The sequence below is a fragment of the Sphingomonas sp. GW821-FHT09E03 genome (genome assembly GCF_059416225.1).
In genome coordinates, this window is sequence record NZ_JBWKOS010000003.1 from 1 (window position 1) to 19,545 (window position 19,545).

General features: G+C 67.2%; 19 protein-coding genes and 1 tRNA gene. 10 read left to right on the forward strand and 10 right to left on the reverse strand.

What is annotated here, in order from left to right; all coding sequences use genetic code 11:
* The first annotated feature begins 928 nt into the window (after positions 1 to 928).
* The 8 genes from AC07M8_RS07750 (at position 929) to AC07M8_RS07785 (ending at position 9,205) form a co-directional block, all read left to right on the forward strand.
* A complete protein-coding gene (locus tag AC07M8_RS07750; protein WP_495173794.1) occupies positions 929 to 1,579 on the forward strand; it encodes a peptidylprolyl isomerase in 651 nt (216 codons plus the stop codon).
* A gap of 146 nt (positions 1,580 to 1,725) precedes the next feature.
* Positions 1,726 to 2,904, forward strand: a complete 1,179-nt coding sequence (locus tag AC07M8_RS07755; RefSeq protein WP_495173795.1) for a BaiN/RdsA family NAD(P)/FAD-dependent oxidoreductase — start codon at positions 1,726 to 1,728, stop codon at positions 2,902 to 2,904.
* A 2-nt stretch (positions 2,905 to 2,906) separates the two neighbouring features.
* Entirely contained in the window at positions 2,907 to 3,584 is a 678-nt protein-coding gene (locus tag AC07M8_RS07760; protein WP_495173796.1) for an HPP family protein, read from the forward strand.
* Positions 3,585 to 3,668: 84 nt separating this feature from the next.
* Complete coding sequence (locus AC07M8_RS07765; protein WP_495173797.1) at positions 3,669 to 5,462, forward strand: DEAD/DEAH box helicase; 1,794 nt, start codon at positions 3,669 to 3,671, stop codon at positions 5,460 to 5,462.
* A gap of 129 nt (positions 5,463 to 5,591) precedes the next feature.
* Positions 5,592 to 6,071 (forward strand): YaiI/YqxD family protein, encoded by a 480-nt coding sequence (locus AC07M8_RS07770; protein ID WP_495173798.1) that lies wholly within the window; start codon positions 5,592 to 5,594, stop codon positions 6,069 to 6,071.
* Positions 6,072 to 6,359: 288 nt separating this feature from the next.
* On the forward strand, positions 6,360 to 7,421 hold the full coding sequence (locus AC07M8_RS07775) for a hypothetical protein (RefSeq protein ID WP_495173799.1): 1,062 nt from the start codon (positions 6,360 to 6,362) through the stop codon (positions 7,419 to 7,421).
* Between the two features lie 111 nt (positions 7,422 to 7,532).
* Positions 7,533 to 8,627, forward strand: coding sequence for a type I restriction endonuclease (locus AC07M8_RS07780; RefSeq protein ID WP_495173800.1), 1,095 nt, complete (start codon positions 7,533 to 7,535; stop codon positions 8,625 to 8,627).
* Between the two features lie 104 nt (positions 8,628 to 8,731).
* Positions 8,732 to 9,205, forward strand: a complete 474-nt coding sequence (locus tag AC07M8_RS07785) for a hypothetical protein (RefSeq protein ID WP_495173801.1) — start codon at positions 8,732 to 8,734, stop codon at positions 9,203 to 9,205.
* 108 nt (positions 9,206 to 9,313) lie between these two features.
* On the opposite strand, the gene lepA is transcribed toward AC07M8_RS07785, so the two are convergent.
* The 3 genes from lepA to pnuC are packed head-to-tail and all read right to left on the reverse strand — an operon-like array spanning position 9,314 to position 12,270.
* The gene (lepA, locus tag AC07M8_RS07790) at positions 9,314 to 11,122 is read right to left on the reverse strand and encodes a translation elongation factor 4 (RefSeq protein WP_495173802.1); all 1,809 of its coding nucleotides are present in this window, start codon (positions 11,120 to 11,122) and stop codon (positions 9,314 to 9,316) included.
* A 57-nt stretch (positions 11,123 to 11,179) separates the two neighbouring features.
* A complete protein-coding gene (locus AC07M8_RS07795) occupies positions 11,180 to 11,701 on the reverse strand; it encodes an AAA family ATPase (RefSeq protein WP_495173803.1) in 522 nt (173 codons plus the stop codon).
* A complete protein-coding gene (gene pnuC, locus AC07M8_RS07800; protein ID WP_495173804.1) occupies positions 11,698 to 12,270 on the reverse strand; it encodes a nicotinamide riboside transporter PnuC in 573 nt (190 codons plus the stop codon). The genes AC07M8_RS07795 and pnuC overlap by 4 nt, the downstream gene beginning before the upstream one ends.
* Before the next feature lie 108 nt (positions 12,271 to 12,378).
* On the opposite strand from pnuC, the gene AC07M8_RS07805 reads away from it, so the two are divergent.
* Positions 12,379 to 12,455: transfer RNA gene (locus AC07M8_RS07805), tRNA-Pro, on the forward strand.
* A 51-nt stretch (positions 12,456 to 12,506) separates the two neighbouring features.
* On the opposite strand, the gene AC07M8_RS07810 is transcribed toward AC07M8_RS07805, so the two are convergent.
* The 4 genes from AC07M8_RS07810 to AC07M8_RS07825 form a co-directional block, all read right to left on the reverse strand.
* Positions 12,507 to 12,983, reverse strand: a complete 477-nt coding sequence (locus AC07M8_RS07810) for a hypothetical protein (RefSeq protein ID WP_495173805.1) — start codon at positions 12,981 to 12,983, stop codon at positions 12,507 to 12,509.
* A gap of 67 nt (positions 12,984 to 13,050) precedes the next feature.
* Entirely contained in the window at positions 13,051 to 13,176 is a 126-nt protein-coding gene (locus tag AC07M8_RS07815) for a hypothetical protein (protein WP_495173806.1), read from the reverse strand.
* A 75-nt stretch (positions 13,177 to 13,251) separates the two neighbouring features.
* The gene (locus tag AC07M8_RS07820; RefSeq protein WP_495173807.1) at positions 13,252 to 13,434 is read right to left on the reverse strand and encodes a hypothetical protein; all 183 of its coding nucleotides are present in this window, start codon (positions 13,432 to 13,434) and stop codon (positions 13,252 to 13,254) included.
* Between the two features lie 59 nt (positions 13,435 to 13,493).
* The gene (locus AC07M8_RS07825) at positions 13,494 to 14,114 is read right to left on the reverse strand and encodes a cysteine hydrolase family protein (protein WP_495173808.1); all 621 of its coding nucleotides are present in this window, start codon (positions 14,112 to 14,114) and stop codon (positions 13,494 to 13,496) included.
* A 71-nt stretch (positions 14,115 to 14,185) separates the two neighbouring features.
* Here AC07M8_RS07825 and dinB point away from each other — a divergent pair, with 71 nt between their 5' ends.
* Positions 14,186 to 15,304, forward strand: a complete 1,119-nt coding sequence (dinB, locus tag AC07M8_RS07830; protein WP_495173809.1) for a DNA polymerase IV — start codon at positions 14,186 to 14,188, stop codon at positions 15,302 to 15,304.
* Positions 15,305 to 15,317: 13 nt separating this feature from the next.
* On the opposite strand, the gene AC07M8_RS07835 is transcribed toward dinB, so the two are convergent.
* The 3 genes from AC07M8_RS07835 to glmU all read right to left on the reverse strand — a co-directional run bounded on the left by AC07M8_RS07835 (position 15,318) and on the right by glmU (position 19,515).
* Positions 15,318 to 16,232 carry an ROK family protein gene (locus AC07M8_RS07835; protein ID WP_495173810.1) on the reverse strand — a complete coding sequence of 305 codons (915 nt, stop codon included), beginning with the start codon at positions 16,230 to 16,232 and terminating at the stop codon, positions 15,318 to 15,320.
* Between the two features lie 106 nt (positions 16,233 to 16,338).
* Positions 16,339 to 18,162 (reverse strand): glutamine--fructose-6-phosphate transaminase (isomerizing), encoded by a 1,824-nt coding sequence (glmS, locus tag AC07M8_RS07840; RefSeq protein ID WP_267394926.1) that lies wholly within the window; start codon positions 18,160 to 18,162, stop codon positions 16,339 to 16,341.
* The gene (gene glmU, locus AC07M8_RS07845; protein WP_495173811.1) at positions 18,163 to 19,515 is read right to left on the reverse strand and encodes a bifunctional UDP-N-acetylglucosamine diphosphorylase/glucosamine-1-phosphate N-acetyltransferase GlmU; all 1,353 of its coding nucleotides are present in this window, start codon (positions 19,513 to 19,515) and stop codon (positions 18,163 to 18,165) included.
* Positions 19,516 to 19,545: the final 30 nt, after the last annotated feature.

Sequence of the window (19,545 nt, forward strand, 5' to 3'; positions counted from 1 at the left end):
CCTGAATGCCGCCAAGACCCGGAGCCGCCGCCCACATGTCCCTTCATCTTACCTACAATGTCAAAGAGCCGACAAAAATACCGGCACAGCTACCTTACCCCTTTTTCTCGGGGCAGCCAGCGCGCCAGATTGTTGTGACTGCCGCGGCGACCATGTCGGCCACCGCTGCGGTGACACCCATCTAGGTCGATCGTTCCCACCACGCAAGAGCTTTTTTCAGTTTTACGACAGTTTCAATGCAGACCAGCGACTTAGCCTCTGTGAACCACCCTGCCCCGCCGGCGTGCACCGCCCCGCAGCCGGGAGCGTCGATCAGGCTGGGCAGAAGATAAGGTGGCTCGCACGGGGGCGTGGAGGACGCAGAGCCTGCGCATGATAAGTCATTCCCCAGGCCTCAGCGCTATCCTGCCTCCATGGCCGCCGCATCCCGGCTTCCCTCTCCTCTGCGTTCTCCGCGCCTCCGCGCGCACCAAACACCTTCTTGGCGGCAGCGCCGACAGGAGCACACCGGTTGGCTAGTTATAGAAGGAGGATCGTGCAGGAAGGCCGACAGCGGGGGAGAGGCCGAAAAGGCCTCGATCCCCCGCGCCGACATCGTGCCGGTTGCCGGTCTTACCGGCGGCTCCGCTCCGTATGATTATCTACGGCGCGACGAAGGCAGCTATCGCCTAGCGCCTCGTACGGACAAAAAAAAGGCCGGTCAGAGACCGGCCGAAAAGTTTTAGGAGAGGATGCCTGAAAGGCGGGTTCCTTTTGCGGCGCAGCACGGCTCCACGCAAGTGCAAAAAGCGCAATCGTTATTTCGTTAACTGCATTCGCGCTTTCGCTTCGGCTTTCGTGCGCTGTCGCCGCGATGCTTGCCAAGCCACGTGCGCTTGCCTAGCCCGACTGCCTTGCCGCTATGGCCGCCATCATCACGAGTAAACCGATGCGTTTCGTTTCGATCTTCGCGCGCCATGCCCTTCTTGCCATGATCACCAGCGCCGCGGCTGCGCCCGCGGCCGCCCCGCGCGGTGACGGGGTAGTGCGGGTCCGACTGACCACCTCGGAAGGACCGATCGTGGTCGCACTCGACACCCGCCATGCGCCCAAGACCAGCGCCAACTTCCTCGCCTATGTCGATGATGGTCGGTTCAACGGCGTCACCTTCTATCGTTCGGCGCGCAGCCGCAACGAGCAGACCAAGGGCTTCGTTCAGGGCGGGATCCGCACCGACGCGCGCCGGATCCTCCCGCCCTTCCCGCTCGAGACCACCGCGATGACCGGGCTGCATCATCTCGATGGCACCATCTCGATGGCGCGCCGCGCCGAGGCGGGATCGGCCGGGGGCAATTTTTTCATCACCGTCGGCCCGATGCCGACGATGGATGCCCATCCTGGCTCGCCCGGTTATGCGGCGTTCGGCCATGTCGTCAGCGGCATGCCGACCATCCACCGCATCCTTGCCAAGCCGACCGGTGGGGGCATGGGCGGGCAATTGCTGCTCCACCCGGTGCAGCTGGTCAGCGCGGTGCGGCTCGACGGCAAGCCGCGGCCGACGGGCATGGTCAAGCCGTGGCTGATGAAGACGCATTCATAAGGCTGGGATAAGGCTGGCGGACGATGAGGGCGCGGCTCCCGGCTCCTCTCAATCATGTGATCCCAGCCTGCGCGGGGATGACGATCCGCGGTGAACGACAACCTACGTCATTGGACGTCCGCCCAGCCGTCGGCTAACGCGCCGCGATGTCACGCGACACCTTTGATGCCATCATCCTCGGCGCCGGCGCGGCCGGGCTGATGGCCGCCGCGGTGGCCGGGCAGCGCGGCCGGCGCGTGCTGCTGGTCGATCATGCCGACGAACCCGGCAAGAAGATCCTGATCTCGGGCGGCGGCCGCTGCAACTTCACCAACCTCCATACCCAGGCCGACCGCTATCTGTCGGCCAACCCGCATTTCGCCAAGTCGGCGCTCGGCCGCTACACCGCCGCCGACTTCGTCGCGCTGGTCGAGCGCCACGGCATCGCCTGGCACGAGAAGACGCTGGGCCAGTTGTTCTGCGACGGCTCGGCGCGCCAGATCGTCGCGATGCTGCTCGACGAGTGCCGTGCCGGCGCGGTCGAGATCGCGCTCGGCCAGCCGCTCGGCGAGGTCGCGCATGACGGCAACGAGTACCGCGTCGCGATCGGCGCGCGGCAGGCGAGCGCGCCGCGCCTCGTGATCGCCACCGGCGGGCCATCGATCCCCAAGATGGGCGCGACCGGCCTTGCCTATGATCTCGCCCGCCGCTTCGGGCTCAAGGTGGTCGAGCCGCGCCCGGCGCTGGTGCCGCTCACCCTGGGGGGCGAGGAGACCTTTTTCCGCGAACTCTCCGGCGTCGCCGCCGAGGTGGTGGCGCGGATCGGCAAGATCGCGTTTCGCGAGGCGGCCTTGTTCACCCATCGCGGCCTGTCCGGCCCGGCGATCCTGCAGATCTCCTCCTATTGGCGTCACGGCCAGCCGATCGCGGTCGATTTCGTCCCCGATGCCGCGCCCGACTGGCTCGCCGCCGCCAAGCGCAGCCAGCCGCGCACCACGGTGCGCCGCGCGCTTGCCGCCCGCCTGCCCGATCGCCTCGCCGAGGCGCTGGCCGATCGGCTCGGTCTCGCCGGCGAACTCGCCAATCTCGCCGATCGCCGGCTCGACGAGGCGACGCGCCGGCTCGGCAGCTGGGCGTTCAACCCCAATGGCAGCGAAGGCTTCGCCAAGGCCGAGGTTACCGCCGGCGGGATCAGCACCGCCGAGCTGTCGTCGCAGACGCTCATGGCGCGGCGCGTGCCGGGGCTGCATGCGATCGGCGAGGCGGTGGACGTCACCGGCTGGCTCGGCGGCTATAATTTCCAATGGGCCTGGTCGAGCGGCTGGGCGGTGGGCCAGGTGCTGTAGCGATGATGACCCGGCCACGGCTGTTCATACCTCTGCTCGCCGGCGCCACGCTGCGCGACCGCGTCGCCGCCGGCCTGGCCGCCGGCATCGGCATCGCGCTGACCAGCCTGAGCTCGGGCTGGATGCTCGGCTGGAGCAGCCTGCCGCTGCTGGTCGCGCCGATCGGCGCGTCGGCGGTGCTGCTGTTCGCGGTGCCGGCGAGCCCGCTCGCCCAGCCCTGGCCGCTGCTCGGCGGCAATGTCGTCTCGGCGTTGGTCGGGGTGGCGGTGGCGCAACTGCTCGGCCATGGGCCGCTCGCCGCGGGGTTCGCGGTCGGCGCGGCGATCGTGACGATGTCGCTATGCCGCTGCCTCCACCCGCCCGGTGGCGCCGCGGCGCTGACCGCGGTGATCGGCGGCCCGGCGGTGGCCGCGGCGGGGTTCGTCTTCCCGTTCGCGCCGGTCGCGGTCAATTCGCTGCTGCTGCTCGGCGCCGGCTGGGCCTTCCACCGCGTCTCCGGCCACCGCTACCCGCACCGCGCTGGGGCGCCGGTCGCCGCGCCCGGCCTGCTGCGCGCCGACATCGACCGGGCACTTGCCGAGGCGCATGAGAGCTTCGACATCGCGCCTGACGATCTCGAGCAACTGCTCGGGCGCGCCGAGTTCCACGCCCAGGCGCGACGAGACCGCCGCCCGGCCTGATCCCCCGCCCCGCGGCGGGACGGCGTGCCCCTATCGTTCGGGCCCCCTTGCTGCTATGGCACCGGTATCCCATTTAGGACCTTCATGCCTTTTTCATCGCTTCCCCCGCTTCTCGCCGAGGCGCTCACCGCGCGCGGCTATGCCGCCCCGACACCCGTCCAGGCCGCCGTCATCGAGCCTGAGGCCGCCGGGCGCGACCTCGTCGTCTCCGCGCAGACCGGCTCCGGCAAGACCGTCGCCTTCGGCCTCGCCATGGCCGGCGAGCTGATGCCCGAGGGCGCGCTGCCCCCCCCGGCACAGCCGCTCGCCTTGATCATCGCCCCGACCCGTGAACTCGCGCTCCAGGTCAGCCGCGAGCTGATGTGGCTGTACAAGGAGGCGCATGCCCGCATCGCCACCTGCGTCGGCGGGATGGACGCCTCGAAGGAGCGCCGCTCGCTCAGCCACGGCGCGCATATCGTCGTCGGCACCCCCGGGCGCCTGCGCGACCATCTCGAGCGCGGCGCGCTCGACCTGTCCAACCTCAAGGTCGCCGTCCTCGACGAGGCCGACGAGATGCTCGACATGGGCTTTCGCGAGGACCTCGAGCAGATCCTCGATGCCTCGCCCACCGAGCGGCGCACGCTGATGTTCTCGGCGACGATGCCCAAGCCGATCGTCGCCCTTGCCAAGCGCTACCAGCGCGACGCGCTGCGCATCTCCACCGTCGGCGAGGACCGCGGCCATGGCGACATCGCCTATCAGGCCGTCACCGTCGCGCCCGCGGATATCGAGCATGCGGTGATCAACCTGTTGCGCTTCCACGAGGCGGAGACGGCGATGCTGTTCTGCGCCACCCGCGACAACGTCCGCCACCTCCACGCCAGCCTGGTCGAGCGGGGCTTCGCCGCGGTTGCCTTGTCCGGCGAGCACAGCCAGAACGAGCGCAACCAGGCGCTGCAAGCCTTGCGCGATCGCCGCGCCCGCGTCTGCGTCGCTACCGACGTCGCCGCGCGCGGCATCGATCTGCCCAGCCTCAGCCTCGTCGTCCATGTCGAGATGCCGCGCGACGCCGAGACGCTGCAGCACCGCTCGGGCCGCACCGGCCGCGCCGGCAAGAAGGGCACCGCGGTGCTCATCGTGCCCTACCCGCGCCGCCGCCGTGTCGACATGATGCTGCGCCAAGCCAAGATCGCCTGCGAGTGGATCCCCGCCCCCTCGGCGGACGACATCCGCGCGCAGGACCGCGAGCGGCTGATCACCACCCTGCTCGCGCCGATCGAGTTCGACGACGAGGATCGCGAGCTCGCCGCGCGCCTGATCGCCGAGAAGAGCCCCGAGGATATCGCCGCCGCGCTGGTCCATGCCCATCGCAGCGCGATGCCGCAGGCCGAGGACCTGCTCGACTCGTCGTCGGCCGCCCCGCAATCTAGCGATAGGACGCAGGGCCACCGTCCCGGCTTCGACGACACCGTCTGGTTCCAGATGGACATCGGCCGCCGCCAGAACGCCGACCCGCGCTGGCTGCTGCCGCTGATCTGCCGCCGCGGCCACATCACCAAGGCGGAGATCGGCGCGATCCGTATCAACCCGAACGACACGCTGTTCGAGGTGCCGCGCGCGGTCGCCGATCGCGTGCTCGCCTCGGTCAAGCGCACCGCCAACCCGGAGAATGACGAGGGCAGCCTCCAGATCATCCCGTTCACCGGCAACCCCCGCGAGGGCCGCGCGCCCCGCGGCGAGGGTGACGGCCCGGCGCGCGCCCCCCGCCCGCCGCGCGACAATGCCGCGCGTCCGCCGCGCGACAATGCAAGCCGCCCGCCGCGCAGCAGCGGCCCCGCCGGCGGCCCGCCGCGCCACCAGGCCAAGCCGTACAAGCCGCGCGGTCCCCGCCCCTGATCCCGCGGCGCGGTCTGACACCCCGGCGCGGGCCGGGGTCTTTAACGGCACTGTCGGGGCATCGGCCTCACCACACCCCGGCGGTCGCCGGGGTGACGGCGCGACGCAAAGCCCGGCATCGGCCGCTGCATGACTGACCCTGCCCCCACGCCCGTGACCGGCGGCGTCCGCATCCTGGTCGATGCCGACGCCTGCCCGGTCAAGGACGAGATCTACAAGGTCGCCTGGCGCCGCGGCGTGCCGGTGACGATCGTCAGCAACAGCCATTTCCGCGTCCCCGCCCACCCGCTGATCGGCCGCGTCGTGGTGAGCGACGGCTTCGACGCCGCCGACGACTGGATCGCCGAGGCCGCCGACGCGCGCGCGGTGGTGATCACCGCCGACATCCTCCTTGCCGATCGCTGCCTCAAGGCCGGCGCCACGGTGCTCGCCCCCACCGGCAAGCCCTTCACCCCCGCCTCGATCGGCGGCGCCATCGCCACCCGCGCGATCATGGCGGACCTGCGCGCCGGCGGCGACCAGCTCGGCGGCCCGCGCCCGTTCGCCGCCGCCGACCGCAGCCGCTTCCTCCAGGCGCTCGACACCGCGCTCGCCAAGCTCCAGCGCTAGCGCGTGAGGACATCGGATCGAATTGCCCGATCCGTTCGCCCTGAGCTTGTCGAAGCCTGTCCTGAGCGACGCCGCAGGCGGCATGAGACTCACGGTGCTGCGACAAGCTCAGCACGAACGGATCGACTCCACGTCATCCTGGTCTAGCTAGCCAAGGCCACGGCGCTCCTCTGCCTCGACAAGCGATGCCTCTACCCCGCCTCGCCGCCGTCAAACTTTCCCATCTGCACAAACCCCCTGCAAATAGCGCTGTCCTACAACGAACCATATGGGTTAGCCATGCGACTCATGAAGAACCTCACCCCCACCCCGCCCGAGCAGCGACCCGCGCCGGCCCCCTTCACCCCCGTGCCGCGGCTGCGCGACCGGCATGACGGCTGGACGCCCGAGCGCCAGCGCGCCTTCATCGCCGCGCTCGCCGACACCGGCTCGGTGCGCACCGCGGCCAACATGGTCAACATGTCGCCGGAGAGTGCCTATGCGCTGCGCCGTCACCCGGCGGCGGCGAGCCTGCGCGCGGCGTGGCAGGCGGCGCAGGGCATGGGCGTGCTCCGGATCAAGGACGAGGCGTTCGAGCGCGCGCTCAACGGCCAGCTCGTCCCCGTCTTCTGCGGCGGCAAGCTGATGGGCTATCGCCGCAAGAAGAATGACCGGCTGCTGATGTTCATCCTGCGCCATTATGGCGCGACGCCGGACCAGCCCCGCCACACCATCCGCCACATCACCGCGCGCGCCAGCGCCGCCGCGATCGCCACCGCCCCGCCGGACGCCACCGCGGATCAGCCCGCGCTCGCCGCCAGCGCCGCCACCGCCGGCGCCACCACCCCCGGCGTCACCCTCCCCCAAGCCGCCGCCGCCGCGGCCCAGGCCACCATCACCACCGCCGCCACCAGCGACGCGGCCGACGACGCCGACAGCCACGCCGCCACGCTTGCCGCCTTCGCCGGCGTGCCGCTCGACGCCGCCGCGCGCGCCGAGGTCCTCGCCGCGCTCGCCGCCAACGCGATCCGCGCCGCCGAGACCCCGATCGAGGACGATCCAGACGTTCTCTTCATCCACCGCGGCGATACCGATGGCGAGTTCGTCGGCGAGTTCATCGGCGACCCCGACGACGACGACGAGGACGAGCGCGAGCCCTTCAACCCCGGCGAACCCGGCTGGCGCGCCCTAGCCGACCCCGCCGCGCTCGACGCCCTAGACGCCGCCGCCGCGTGCGTTCGCACCTCCAAGGAGAGCGGCGACTGGGACCGCCTGCCGGTGCCCACCCCCGCGCCGCAACCGACCCTCGAGGAGCGTCGGGCGATGGTGGCGAAGGTCGAGAAGCCGTATGATCCGGCTGATTGGGAGTGAGGGCATGATCGAGACCGAGCAGGTACCTGTCTGCTAACAGACTTCGTGTAGGCTCTTGCCAAGTACCAAGAAATAGTCAGTCTCCTCGTATTGTCGGGGGAGAGTCGTGATATGGATCTGGCTACCAAGCTTGTTGAACTGGAGAAGCGCACCGCACAGCATCGCGAGCTCCTTCTAACCGAGGAGGCAGCAAAGACAGCGCTGGTCATGCCCTTCCTGCAGGCGCTTGGATACGACGTCTTCAATCCCAATGAGGTGATTCCAGAATTTACGGCGGATGTCGGCATCAAAAAAGGGGAGAAGGTTGATTATGCCCTATGCATCAACGGGACACTGAGCATCCTCGTCGAGTGCAAGCCTTCCTCGGTCGACTTGGACCTGAAGCACGCTTCACAGCTGTTCCGCTACTTTGCGACCACTGATGCTCGCGTAGCAATCCTGACAAATGGGGTAGTATACCAATTCTACTCGGACACCGAGCAGCCGAACAAGATGGATGAAAAGCCCTTTTTCATTTTCTCTTTGGATTCCATCAGGCGCACGGACCCTGCCACTCTCGAGCGCTTCTCGCCGTCCACGTTCAGCATCGAGGGCATTGTGGCGGAGGCCGGGCGACTAAAGATGGAATCGTTGGTCCGCATCGAGCTGGAACGTGAGTTTTCCGCACCATCGGAAGATTTCGTCCGCCTTATGGCGTCGCGCGTCCAGTCCGGCCGACTAACTGCAGCCGTTAAGGAGCAATTTCAGGCGATTCTTACCGCGTCGATCGGCGCGATCATCCGTGATCGCGTGAACGAGCGACTTACGTCGGCTCTCAACGTGGCGAACCCGTCGCCCGAGCCGATCGAGGACGGGGCCTCGGATGATCTGTCCGATGGAGACGGCATCATTACGACGGACGACGAGATTGCAGGATTCCGTATAATCCAGGCCATTGCCACGCGGCACGTCGATCCGAAACGAGTGACAATCCGAGACTCCAAGTCCTATTGCGCGGTCCTTCTGGACGACAACAATCGCAAAACGCTCGCTCGGCTACACTTCAACAGCCCTACCACACGGTACGTCGGCACGTTTACTGGCAAGGAAGAGACGCGCCATTCGGTTCAAGCGCTGACGGATCTGTATAAGCTTGAACCACAAATCTCAGCGCGTCTGATCGAACTAAACGGCAACACAGCCCGGCTGGGCGAACCGACCGTTTGAACTACATCAGAAAAGGGGTAAGTCTTCCGACATTAGGCATTTAGAGAAGAAAACTGGTCACTAACTGATTGAGGCAAGCTCATCGCTGAACTGGCAAGGCATCTATGACATCTCTGAACTTTGCAAACTTGAGGGCTCACATCCTCCCGCTGTCTGTTGCCTCTGACTTTGAGGCGGCGCGTCAGGAATGGGATCTAGTTGCTATCGAGCTTAGCGATGAATGGGACAGTTGCCCTTGCGGTCAGGACATCAAAGAACATTGCTATATTCGAAACCGTTATACTCACAATAGTACTTACGTCGGCAATGTCTGCATCAACCGTTTTATCCAGATCAGTACTGGAAATATCTTTGACGGGCTTAGGCGCATAGCTCAAGATGATACCGCAAATGCCAACGTCGATTTAATTGAATACGCCTACCGTATGGGGTACTTGTATGGTGAAAAGGAGTATCGCTTTCTCCTCCAAACCGCCCGAAAACGCCTCCTTTCGAAGGCTCAAGTTGACTGGAAACGCAAGATCAATCGGCGGATTCTTGCGCGAACGGTCGTTCGCCGTAGAACGGCACGTCAGTAGTGGGCGCATTGGCGAGCCCTTAGAGGCTAAGCCGACAGCGAAATATCACTTGTCCTTACGAAAGGTTGCTTAGCTAATTAGCGGCAACTTCAATTCAGCTCCTCAACCCTACCCCTCATCCCCCATCCGCAGCGCCGCGATGAACGCCTCCTGCGGGATGCTCACGCTCCCGTACTCGCGCATCTTCGCCTTGCCCTTCTTCTGCTTGTCGAGCAGCTTGCGCTTGCGGGTGGCGTCGCCGCCATAGCATTTCGCGGTCACGTCCTTGCGCATCGCGCTGATCGTCTCGCGCGCGATCACCTTGCCGCCGATCGCCGCCTGGATCGGGATCTTGAACAGGTGGCGCGGGATCAGTTCCTTCAGCCGCTCGCACATGCCGCGGCCGCGCACCTCGGCGGTGCCGCGGTGCACGATCATCGACAGCGCGTCGACCGGCTCGTCGTTGACGAGGATGCTCATCTTGACGAGGTCGCCCTCGCGATAGCCGATCTGGTGATAGTCGAAGCTCGCATAGCCCTTGGACAGCGATTTGAGCCGGTCGTAGAAGTCGAACACCACCTCGTTGAGCGGCAGCTCATAGGTCGCCTGGGCGCGGCCGCCCACATAAGTGAGATTCTTCTGGATGCCGCGACGGTCCTGGCACAGCTTGAGGATCGAGCCGAGATATTCGTCCGGCACGTAGATCGTCGCCTGGATCCACGGCTCGCTGATCATCGCGATCTTGTTGGGGTCGGGCATGTCGGCCGGGTTGTGCAGCTCGATATGGCCGCCATTGTGGCTGAGCTCGATCTCATAGACCACCGAGGGCGCGGTGGTGATCAGGTCGAGATCGTACTCGCGGGTCAGCCGCTCCTGGATGATCTCGAGGTGGAGCAGGCCGAGGAAGCCGCAGCGGAAGCCGAAGCCCAGGGCGGCGCTGGTCTCCATCTCGAAGGAGAAGGAGGCGTCGTTGAGCCGCAGCTTGCTGATCGATTCGCGCAGCTTCTCGAAGTCGTTGGCGTCGACCGGGAACAGCCCGCAGAACACCACCGGCTGGACTTCCTTGAAGCCCTCCAGCGCCTGGGCGGCGGGGCGCTTGGCGTCGGTCAGCGTGTCGCCGACCCGCGCCTGCGCGACGTCCTTGATCTGCGCGGTGATGAAGCCGATCTCGCCGGGGCCGAGGTCGCTCAGCTGCTCGATCTTGGGGCGGAAGCAGCCGACGCGGTCCACCAGATGAGTGGTGCCGGCGTTCATGAACGCGACCTGCTGGCCCTTCTTGAGCACGCCGTCCATCACCCGGACGAGGATGACGACGCCGAGATAGGGGTCGTACCAGCTGTCGACCAGCATCGCTTTCAGCGGCGCGTCGATGTCGCCCTTCGGCGCCGGGATGCGGGTGACGATCGCCTCGAGGATCTCGGCGATGCCGATCCCCGATTTGGCGCTGGCGAGCACCGCGCCCGAGGCGTCGATGCCGATCACGTCCTCGATCTCCTTGCGCACCTGCTCGGGCTCGGCGGCGGGGAGGTCGATCTTGTTGATCACCGGCACGATCTCATGGTCGTGCTCGATCGACTGGTAGACGTTGGCGAGCGTCTGCGCCTCCACGCCCTGCGCGGCGTCGACCACCAGCAGCGCGCCCTCGCAGGCGGCAAGGCTGCGGCTCACCTCATAGGCGAAGTCGACGTGGCCGGGCGTGTCCATCAGGTTGAGCGTATAGGTCTCGCCATCCTTGGCGAGGTACGACAGGCGCACCGTCTGCGCCTTGATGGTGATCCCCCGCTCCTTCTCAATGTCCATGTTATCAAGGACTTGGCTCGACATCTCACGCTCGGTGAGGCCGCCCGTCTGTTGGATCAGCCGGTCGGCCAGGGTCGACTTGCCATGGTCGATATGCGCGATGATAGAGAAGTTACGGATCGTGGAGAGCGGAGTCATGCGCTGCCCCTAGCAGCCCTGCCCGCCGTCGTCATCATGGCCCTCGTCGGTCGCGGCTCAGGCGCGGCTCAGGCGCTCGATCGCGGCCAGGGTGTTAAGGTAGCGGGCATGGCCGGTGCCGCTCACCAGCGCCCAGCGCACGCCGCGCCGCTCGAGCTCGGCGCGCGACAGGTCGAAGAAGCGCTGCCGCTCGGCCGCGGTCCCGAACATGCGGGTGCCGTCCTCCACCCAGGGCAGGTCGATGTCGTAGAGCAGGTAGAGGTCGGCGGTGTTGTGCCAGGTGTCGAACCAGGGATCGCGGCGGCCGAACATCATCAGCCCCCATACCGCGCTCATCAGCGGGTCGGTGTCGAGGATCACGGGAAAGCGGCCGCGGGCGAGCGCGGCGCGGGTCTTGGCGTCGTGGCCCTTCCCGATCTCGACCAGGTCGGCCATCGTCAGGTCGGTGCCGAACGCCTCGCAATAGGTCCGCCCGAACTCGGCGACGCACGAGGTGTCGAAATGCTTGGCAAGCTGCGGCGCGATGGTCGACTTGCCGGTGCTCTCGGGGCCATGCAGGCAGATCGAGCGCGGCGTCATGCGGCAACCGCCTGACGCCGCCCGGCGCGCGACCAGTCGATCAGCCCGATCACCGAGAGCAGCAGCAGGACGACGTACACCGCCGTCGTGAACCACAGCTGCTTGGCCGCGTACAGCGGCACCGCGGCGCAATCGACCGCGATCCACAGCCACCAGCTCTCGACCGCGCGGCGCGCCTGTAGCGTCTGCGCGGCGATGCTGGTGATCGCGATGGCGGCATCCCACCATGGATAGGCGGCATCGGTATAGCGGTGCATCAGCAGCCCCCAGGCGATCGTCGCGCCCGCGCAGCCGATCGCCCAGCGCGCGCGTGCCGCAACGGGCAGGCGTTCGACCACCAGCTCGCCGGCGGCGGCGCGGTTACGGGTCCAATTGACCCAGCCGTAGACGTTGACCACGAAGAAGAAGCCCTGGAGCAGCGCGTCGCTATACAGCCGCGCCTCGGCGAACACGAACGCGTAGACCGCCACCGCGGCGAGCGCGAACGGGTAGTTCCACACGCTCCGCCCCGCCACCAGCGCGACGTTGACGATGACCAGCAGGGCGGCAAGCGCTTCAATCCAACTCACGCTCGCGGGCCTAGCATCGCGGCGGCGCGGGTAAAGGCGAAAAGCCCGGTGCTTTTAGGGCTTGATGCGCGCCGGCACTGCGGCTAGGCGCTCCCACCTGCAATGTGTCGGGGCGTGGCGCAGTCTGGTAGCGCACTGGTCTCGGGGTCCAGGGGTCGTAGGTTCGAATCCTATCGCCCCGACCATTGCAGCGTTGGGACGATGAGGTCCCTTCCCCCCGAACATCCGCTAATCGGCTAGAGCATCACCGGCGTGTGCACCTCGGCGCGCGGCGCCTTGGGGCTGATCCGCTCCTGCCGGCCGAGCAGTTGCAGGATCGAGACGCGCTCGGCGACGACATGGCCCCGCAGGCTGGCAGTCTGGGCGAGCGCGCGCAGCCGATAGGCGCGCCAATCGTCGAGCGGCCCCGCTGCCGCCGCGGCGCGGGTATAGGTGCGAAACTCCTCACCGGCGACGATGCAGGCGATCTTCAGCCGCCTCGCCTCCTTGGCCCGCTCGCCACCGGCAAAGATCGCTGGCTCGAAGATGTCGCGATGCTTGAACAGCGCATATTCCATCAGCAGCCGCGCCATCTCCTGGCGCCGCTCGATCAGCATCGCGGCATCGGCGGCGAAGATGCTCTGCCTGGCGAGCACCGGCGATACCTGTGACAGCACCGCGATGATCGCCCGATAATGGCCGTCGAGCCGTACGGAGACAGAGGGTTCTCGCATGGCCTTGCCATAGAAGCGGCCGAGTTACGGCAACCTCCAGCCCTCCCCCCGTACTTGTCGCAGGGGCTCAGCGCCTGAACGCGAACCACAGCATGATGAGGATCGCCAGCACGCCGATTAGCGCGGTGTAGCGCAGCATGTGCGGCACCAGCCCGCGCTGCGGCTCGGCATTGTGGTTGTCGTGGTCGGCCATGGGCAAGCTCCGCTCGCGGAAGGTGCGAGGCCGGTTCAACGCACCGCCCGCCACAATGGCCACGGGGTCAAGACGTCAGGCGGCGCGCAATTGCGGTTGATGACCAAGCACTGCGCCACCGGGTCGCTCGAAATTCTCGGCGGTCGCGAGCAGCCGCGCCGCACTCAACCTCAGCTCGACTGCCTGTTCGGGAGACGCGCTATGCTCGGCCTCGTGCAGGCGGATCAGCGCCTCGTTCCGCAGTTCGTCGACATCCATGCCCCTGGGCTTAGGCCGATCATCTATCCACGATGCTCACAGGCATGGTGAAGAAGGACTCAATCATCACGCGCCGCGCCGCTCGTTTTGCCGACGGCGTCGATCCACTCGGCAAGGCTCAACTCGACGGTCTGCCTGATATCGGCGCTCATGCTGTTGCGCATGATGTCGAGCGCCCAACGGGTCCGCTCGGGATGCGAGCCGGCAACGCCGTCGCTGGGGATCCACAGCTCATACTGCCGCATGTGCGCGTCCGCCGCGGTGAACAGCACGCAGATGTCGGCGGCAATCCCGGTGATGATCAGCCGGCTGACCAAAAGCTGCGGCAGCAGCACCGGCAGGTTGGTAGCGTAGAAGCCCGAGAACTGCGGCTTGACGATGAAATAGTCGGTCTCGCGCGGGCGCAAGCGGTCGATCAGCTCATGCCCCGGCCCGCACTTGGCCAGCGCCGCCTCGACGAGCTTGCTGCGCTCGGTATGCCACTGGCCATCGTTGTCGTTGATGTAGATCACCGGCACGCCAGCGGCATCGGCGGCGTCGCGCAGCGTCAGGATCGCCGCGGCCGCCGTGTCGGCCGAAGGCTTCAATTCGCTGCCCCCGTCGAAATCGAGCGCGTTGATCATGTCGATGATGAGCAGAGCGGTGTGCCCGGCGGCGGCTGGGAGCGTGGGGTCGGTCATCGCCCGATAATAACGCGCCGGTCGCAACTCGGCCTTGATCTGCAGCGATTTAGCGGCACAAAAGGAGAACCATGGTCGACACAGCCACGATGACCGACGCCCATGGCGATGCGGCGCCGCCGCAACGCAAGGTGATCCACGTCGACATGGATGCTTTTTACGCGAGCGTCGAGCAGCGCGACGATCCGGCACTGCGCGGACGCCCGGTAGCGGTCGGCGGTTCGCGGGCGCGCGGTGTGGTCGCAGCGGCGAGCTACGAGGCGCGGGCGTTCGGCGTGCGCTCGGCGATGCCGTCAGTTACGGCGCTGAGGCGCTGCCCGGATCTGGTGTTTGTGCCGCCGCGATTTGAGGTCTATCGCGCGGTGTCGCAGCAGATCCGCGCCATCTTCGCCGATTATACCGCGCTGATCGAGCCACTGTCGCTCGACGAGGCCTATCTCGACGTCAGCGAGGACCGCCACGGCCTCGGCTCCGCGCAGGCGATTGCCGAACAGATCCGCGCCCGGATCAAGGCCGATACCGGCCTCACCGCGTCCGCTGGCGTGAGCTACAACAAGTTCATCGCCAAGCTCGCCTCGGACCAGAACAAGCCGGACGGCCTGTGCGTGATCCCGCCGGCCAAGGGTGCGGCCTTTGTCGCCTCGCTGCCGGTGAAGCGCTTCCACGGCGTCGGCCCGGTCACCGCGCAGCGGATGGAGCAGCTTGGTATCCTCACCGGCGCCGACCTGCGCGATCGGCCACGCGCCTTTCTCCAGGCGCATTTCGGCTCCTATGCCGATTACCTCTATGGCGCCGCCCGCGGCGAGGATCATCGCCCGGTGCGCGTCGACCGGCCGACCAAGTCGGTGGGCGCCGAGCGGACGTTCGAGACCAATCTGTCCGATCCCGCCGAGCTCCACGCTGCGCTCGACCGCGTCGCCGACGCCGCCTGGGTGCGGATCGAGCGCAGCAGCGCGCGTGGCCGCACGATAACGCTCAAGCTGCGCCACGCCGACTTCCGCACCATTACCCGCGCGCGATCGTTGGCGGGCGTGGTGGCAAGCCGGGACACCCTGCTCGCGATCGGGATCGAGCTGCTCGATGCGCAGCTGCCGGTGCCCGGCGGGATCCGGCTGCTCGGGCTCACCCTGTCGGGCATCCTTGGCGAGGATCCCGGCGAGGACGAGGCCCAGCCTGCCCTGCCGCTGTAAGCACGGGACCCGTTCAGCCGGCGTTGTAGGAGCGCAACTGTCTTTCGAGCGCTTGGCCGCCGAGCACGATCGCGCCGAGCGGCCCTGCATTGCCGCCGAGCGCCGGCGCCACCACGAAGCTGTCCTCGCCGATCTCGGGGAGCGCGATATAGCCGGCGAGGCTCTTGACCATCGCCGCGCGCACCCGCGGGAACAGATGGGGATTGCCGACCATCACGCCGCCGCCCATCACGATGCGGCGCGGTACGCCGGTCAGCACCAACGTGTGGCAAAGCTGGCCGAGTGCCTGGACCACGCCTTCCCACACCGGATGATCGGCGGGGATCTCCTCGCCCTTCAGCCCGGTGCGCGCGCCGATCGCGGGGCCGGACGCCAGCCCCTCGAGGCAGGCGCCATGGAACGGGCACACGCCCACCCAATCGTCGCCTGGTTGGCGGACCGGGCGGATGTGGCCGAATTCGGAATGGGTCAGGCCGTCGACCGGCCGCCCGCCGGCAATCAGCCCGACGCCGATCCCGGTGCCGACGGTCGCATAGGCGATGTCGAGCAGGCCCTCGGCAGCGCCCCAGCGCGCCTCGGCCAACGCGGCGCCGACCACATCGGTGTGGAAGCCGGTCGGTACGTTGTAGCGTGCCGCCAGTCGCCGGGCGACATCGGTGTCAGCCCAATGCGGCTTGGGCGTTGAGGTGATAAAGCCATATTGGCCGGCATGATGGTCGATCGAGATCGGGCCGAAGCTCGCGATCCCCAGCGCGTCGAACCCGCGCCAGCCATCGAGTACCGCCTCCACCGCGGCGAGCGTCTCGGCCGGCGTGGTCGTCGGCAATTGCACGCGATCTTCGATCTGGTCGGGCCCGCGCGCCAGCAGGCACACAATCTTGGTGCCGCCCAGCTCGATCCCCGCCACCAACGGCGGCACACTCACCAACGCTTCATCCTGTCGTTCACTATCGTCTCCCGGCCGCGCCCATCGACACGGCGCCCGTCATCATCAGTGCTTGCCCACCTAAACGGCGGCACCCCGATGACCTAGGCTATTCGACAGTGACCGACTTGGCGAGGTTGCGCGGCTGATCGACATCGGTGCCCTTGGCGACGGCGACATGATAGGCCAGCAGCTGCACCGGCACCGCATAGACCAGCGGCGCGATCAGCGGATGGACCTTGGGCATGGTGATGGTGGCGATGCACCCCTCGCCGGCAGCCTGGATGCCGTCATAATCGCTGATCAGCACCACCTTGCCACCGCGTGCCATCACTTCCTGCATGTTGCTGATCGTCTTGTCGAACAGCGGGCCCGAAGGGGCGATTACGATCACCGGCACATTCTCGTCGATCAGCGCTATCGGGCCATGCTTCATCTCGCCCGCGGCATAGCCTTCGGCGTGAATGTAGCTGATCTCCTTGAGCTTGAGCGCGCCTTCCAGCGCCAGCGGGTAATCGGTGCCGCGGCCGAGATACAGCACGTCGCGGGCGCCCGCGATCACGCCTGCCATCTCGGCGATCGCCTCGTCATAGGCGAGCGCGGCGTTGAGCGCGGCCGGCGCCTCGCCGAGATGCTTGACGATCTGCTTCTCCTCGCCATGCTTGAACTGGCCCTTGGCGCGCGCAAGATTAGCCGCCAGCGCGGCGAGAACGGCGAGTTGGCAGGTGAAGGCCTTGGTGGAGGCGACGCCGATCTCGGGGCCCGCATGGGTCGGAAGCAGCAAATCCGCCTCGCGCGCCATGCTGCTGGTGGGCACATTGACCACCACCGCGATCGTCTGGCCCTCGGCCTTGGCGTGGCGCAGCGCGGCCAGCGTGTCGGCGGTCTCGCCCGACTGGCTGATGAACAAGGCGAGGCCGCCCGCCTCCATCACCGGCGCGCGATAGCGGAATTCGGAGGCGACATCGAGATCGACCGGCACCCGGGCGAACTGCTCGAACCAATATTTGGCGACCATGCCGGCGTAGAAACTGGTGCCGCAAGCGACGATCGTCACCCGCTTGATCTGCGACAGGTCGAACTCGGGGATCGGCAGCGTCACCCGATCCTCCATCCGCTGCAGGTAGGAACGCAGCGTCTGCGCGACCACGATCGGCTGCTCGTAAATCTCCTTCAGCATGTAATGCCGATGGTTGCCCTTGGAGATCAGCTCGCCGGTGACGCCGGAAATGGTGATCGCGCGCTCGACGGCGTTGTTGTCGCGATCATAGACCTGCGCGCCATCACGGGTGCAGACTACCCAGTCGCCCTCGTCGAGATAGGCGATGCGCTGGGTGAGCGGTGCCAGCGCGAGCGCATCGGAGCCGAGATAGGTCTCGCCATCGCCATGGCCGACCACCAGCGGCGAGCCGAGCCGCGCGCCGATCAGCAGATCCGGATGCTTGCGAAACAGGATGGCGAGCGCAAACGCGCCGTGCAGCCGCGGCAGCACCTCGCGTACCGCGCCGATCGGATCGAGCCCGGCCTCCACCTTCTCGCTGATCAGATGCGCGACCACCTCGGTATCGGTCTCGCTGGTGAACACCCGGCCGCGGGCGATCAGCTCGTCGCGCAAGGATTTGAAATTCTCGATGATGCCATTGTGCACCACTGCCACCTCGCCGGTGGCGTGCGGATGGGCGTTGTTGGTGGTGGGGCCGCCATGGGTCGCCCAGCGGGTGTGGGCGATGCCGGTGGTGCCGGGCAGCGGGTTGGCGGCAAGCTCGCGCGCCAGATTGACCAGCTTGCCCGAGGCGCGGCGACGCTCGATCGCGCCATCGTGATCGGTGGCGATGCCGGCCGAATCATAGCCGCGATATTCCAGCCGCTTGAGCCCGTCGAGCAGCCGGTCCGCAACGTCGTCCGTGCCGACGATTCCAACGATTCCACACATTTACTTGGCTTCCTTCTTGGCACGCGACGCAGCTTGGAAATGAGTGGCCCAACCCGGCTTCTCGACCTGCGGTGGCCTGACCAGCGCCAGCGCGCCCGGTGCGACATCACGGGTCAGCACCGACCCTGCCGCGACGATCGCGCCATCGCCAACGGTAACCGGCGCCACCAACGCGCTGTTCGAGCCGATGAACGCCCCTGCACCGATCACGGTCTTATACTTGAAGAAACCATCGTAATTGCAGGTGATCGTGCCCGCACCGATGTTGGCCCCCGCTCCCACCTCGGCATCGCCGATGTAGCTGAGATGGTTCGCCTTGGCTCCGGCGCCGAGCACCGCTTTCTTCATCTCGACGAAGTTGCCGACCTTCGACTTTGCGCCCAGCACCGCGCCGGGACGCAGGCGCGCATAAGGGCCGACCTCGGCGCCCTGACCCACGCTCGCGCCTTCGAGATGGCTGAAGGCATGGATCGTCACCTTGTCGGCGACAGTGACGTTGGGTCCGAACACCACATTGGGCTCGATCACCACGTCGCGCCCGATCTGCGTGTCATAGGCGAACCACACCGTCTCCGGCGCGATCAGCGTCGCGCCGTCGGCCATCGCCTGCGCGCGGCGGCGGGCCTGCCAGTCGCCCTCCACCGCCGCCAGTTCGGCGCGGCTGTTGACCCCGGCGACCTCGTCGGCGTGCGTCTCGATCACCCGGGCGAACCCACCCTCGGCGCCGGCGAGCATGACGATGTCGGGCAGATAATATTCGCCGGCGGCATTGTCGTTGCCGACCGCGCCGAGCAGGCGCCACAGATCGGTGGCGCGCACCGCCATCAGCCCCGAATTGCACAGGGTCTCGGCGCGTTCGTCGGCGCTGGCGTCCTTATACTCGACCATCTTGGCGATCCGCCCGTCGGCACCGGCGATCACCCGGCCATAGGCGCCGGCGTCGGCAGGACGGAAGCCGAGCACCACCGCGGTCGGCGTCGGCTCGGCATGGAGGCCGTCGATCATCCGCCGCATCGTCGCCGCGCTGACCAGCGGCACGTCACCGTAGAGGATCAGCACGTCGCCGGCGAAGCCTGCCAGCGCATCCTGCGCCTGGAGCACGGCATGGCCGGTGCCGAGCTGCTCGGCCTGAAGCGCGGTGTGGATCCCGAGCGGCGCGACTGCCGCCTCCACCTGCTCGCGGCCGGCGCCGGTGACCACCACCACCCGTTCCGGCGACAGCGCCGAGACGCTGTCGACGAGGTGGAGCAGCATCGGCCGGCCGGCGATCGGGTGGAGCACCTTGTGGAGATCGGATTTCATCCTTGTGCCCTTGCCGGCGGCGAGGATGATCACTGCGAGAGGTGTCGTCATGCGGCCGGTGACTGCCACGGAAGAGTTGCC

Coding starts and splice junctions, on each gene's coding strand:
- glmU (WP_495173811.1), bottom strand. CDS start 19,515: ATGACGACACCTCTCGCAGTGATCATCCTCGCCGCCGGCAAGGGCACA.
- AC07M8_RS07760 (WP_495173796.1), top strand. CDS start 2,907: ATGATGACCCGGCCACGGCTGTTCATACCTCTGCTCGCCGGCGCCACG.
- AC07M8_RS07795 (WP_495173803.1), bottom strand. CDS start 11,701: ATGACGCCGCGCTCGATCTGCCTGCATGGCCCCGAGAGCACCGGCAAG.
- AC07M8_RS07825 (WP_495173808.1), bottom strand. CDS start 14,114: ATGACCGACCCCACGCTCCCAGCCGCCGCCGGGCACACCGCTCTGCTC.
- AC07M8_RS07765 (WP_495173797.1), top strand. CDS start 3,669: ATGCCTTTTTCATCGCTTCCCCCGCTTCTCGCCGAGGCGCTCACCGCG.
- AC07M8_RS07815 (WP_495173806.1), bottom strand. CDS start 13,176: ATGGCCGACCACGACAACCACAATGCCGAGCCGCAGCGCGGGCTGGTG.
- AC07M8_RS07750 (WP_495173794.1), top strand. CDS start 929: ATGCGTTTCGTTTCGATCTTCGCGCGCCATGCCCTTCTTGCCATGATC.
- AC07M8_RS07780 (WP_495173800.1), top strand. CDS start 7,533: ATGGATCTGGCTACCAAGCTTGTTGAACTGGAGAAGCGCACCGCACAG.
- glmS (WP_267394926.1), bottom strand. CDS start 18,162: ATGTGTGGAATCGTTGGAATCGTCGGCACGGACGACGTTGCGGACCGG.
- AC07M8_RS07770 (WP_495173798.1), top strand. CDS start 5,592: ATGACTGACCCTGCCCCCACGCCCGTGACCGGCGGCGTCCGCATCCTG.
- AC07M8_RS07775 (WP_495173799.1), top strand. CDS start 6,360: ATGAAGAACCTCACCCCCACCCCGCCCGAGCAGCGACCCGCGCCGGCC.
- dinB (WP_495173809.1), top strand. CDS start 14,186: ATGGTCGACACAGCCACGATGACCGACGCCCATGGCGATGCGGCGCCG.
- lepA (WP_495173802.1), bottom strand. CDS start 11,122: ATGACTCCGCTCTCCACGATCCGTAACTTCTCTATCATCGCGCATATC.
- AC07M8_RS07785 (WP_495173801.1), top strand. CDS start 8,732: ATGACATCTCTGAACTTTGCAAACTTGAGGGCTCACATCCTCCCGCTG.
- AC07M8_RS07810 (WP_495173805.1), bottom strand. CDS start 12,983: ATGCGAGAACCCTCTGTCTCCGTACGGCTCGACGGCCATTATCGGGCG.
- AC07M8_RS07820 (WP_495173807.1), bottom strand. CDS start 13,434: ATGGATGTCGACGAACTGCGGAACGAGGCGCTGATCCGCCTGCACGAG.
- AC07M8_RS07755 (WP_495173795.1), top strand. CDS start 1,726: ATGTCACGCGACACCTTTGATGCCATCATCCTCGGCGCCGGCGCGGCC.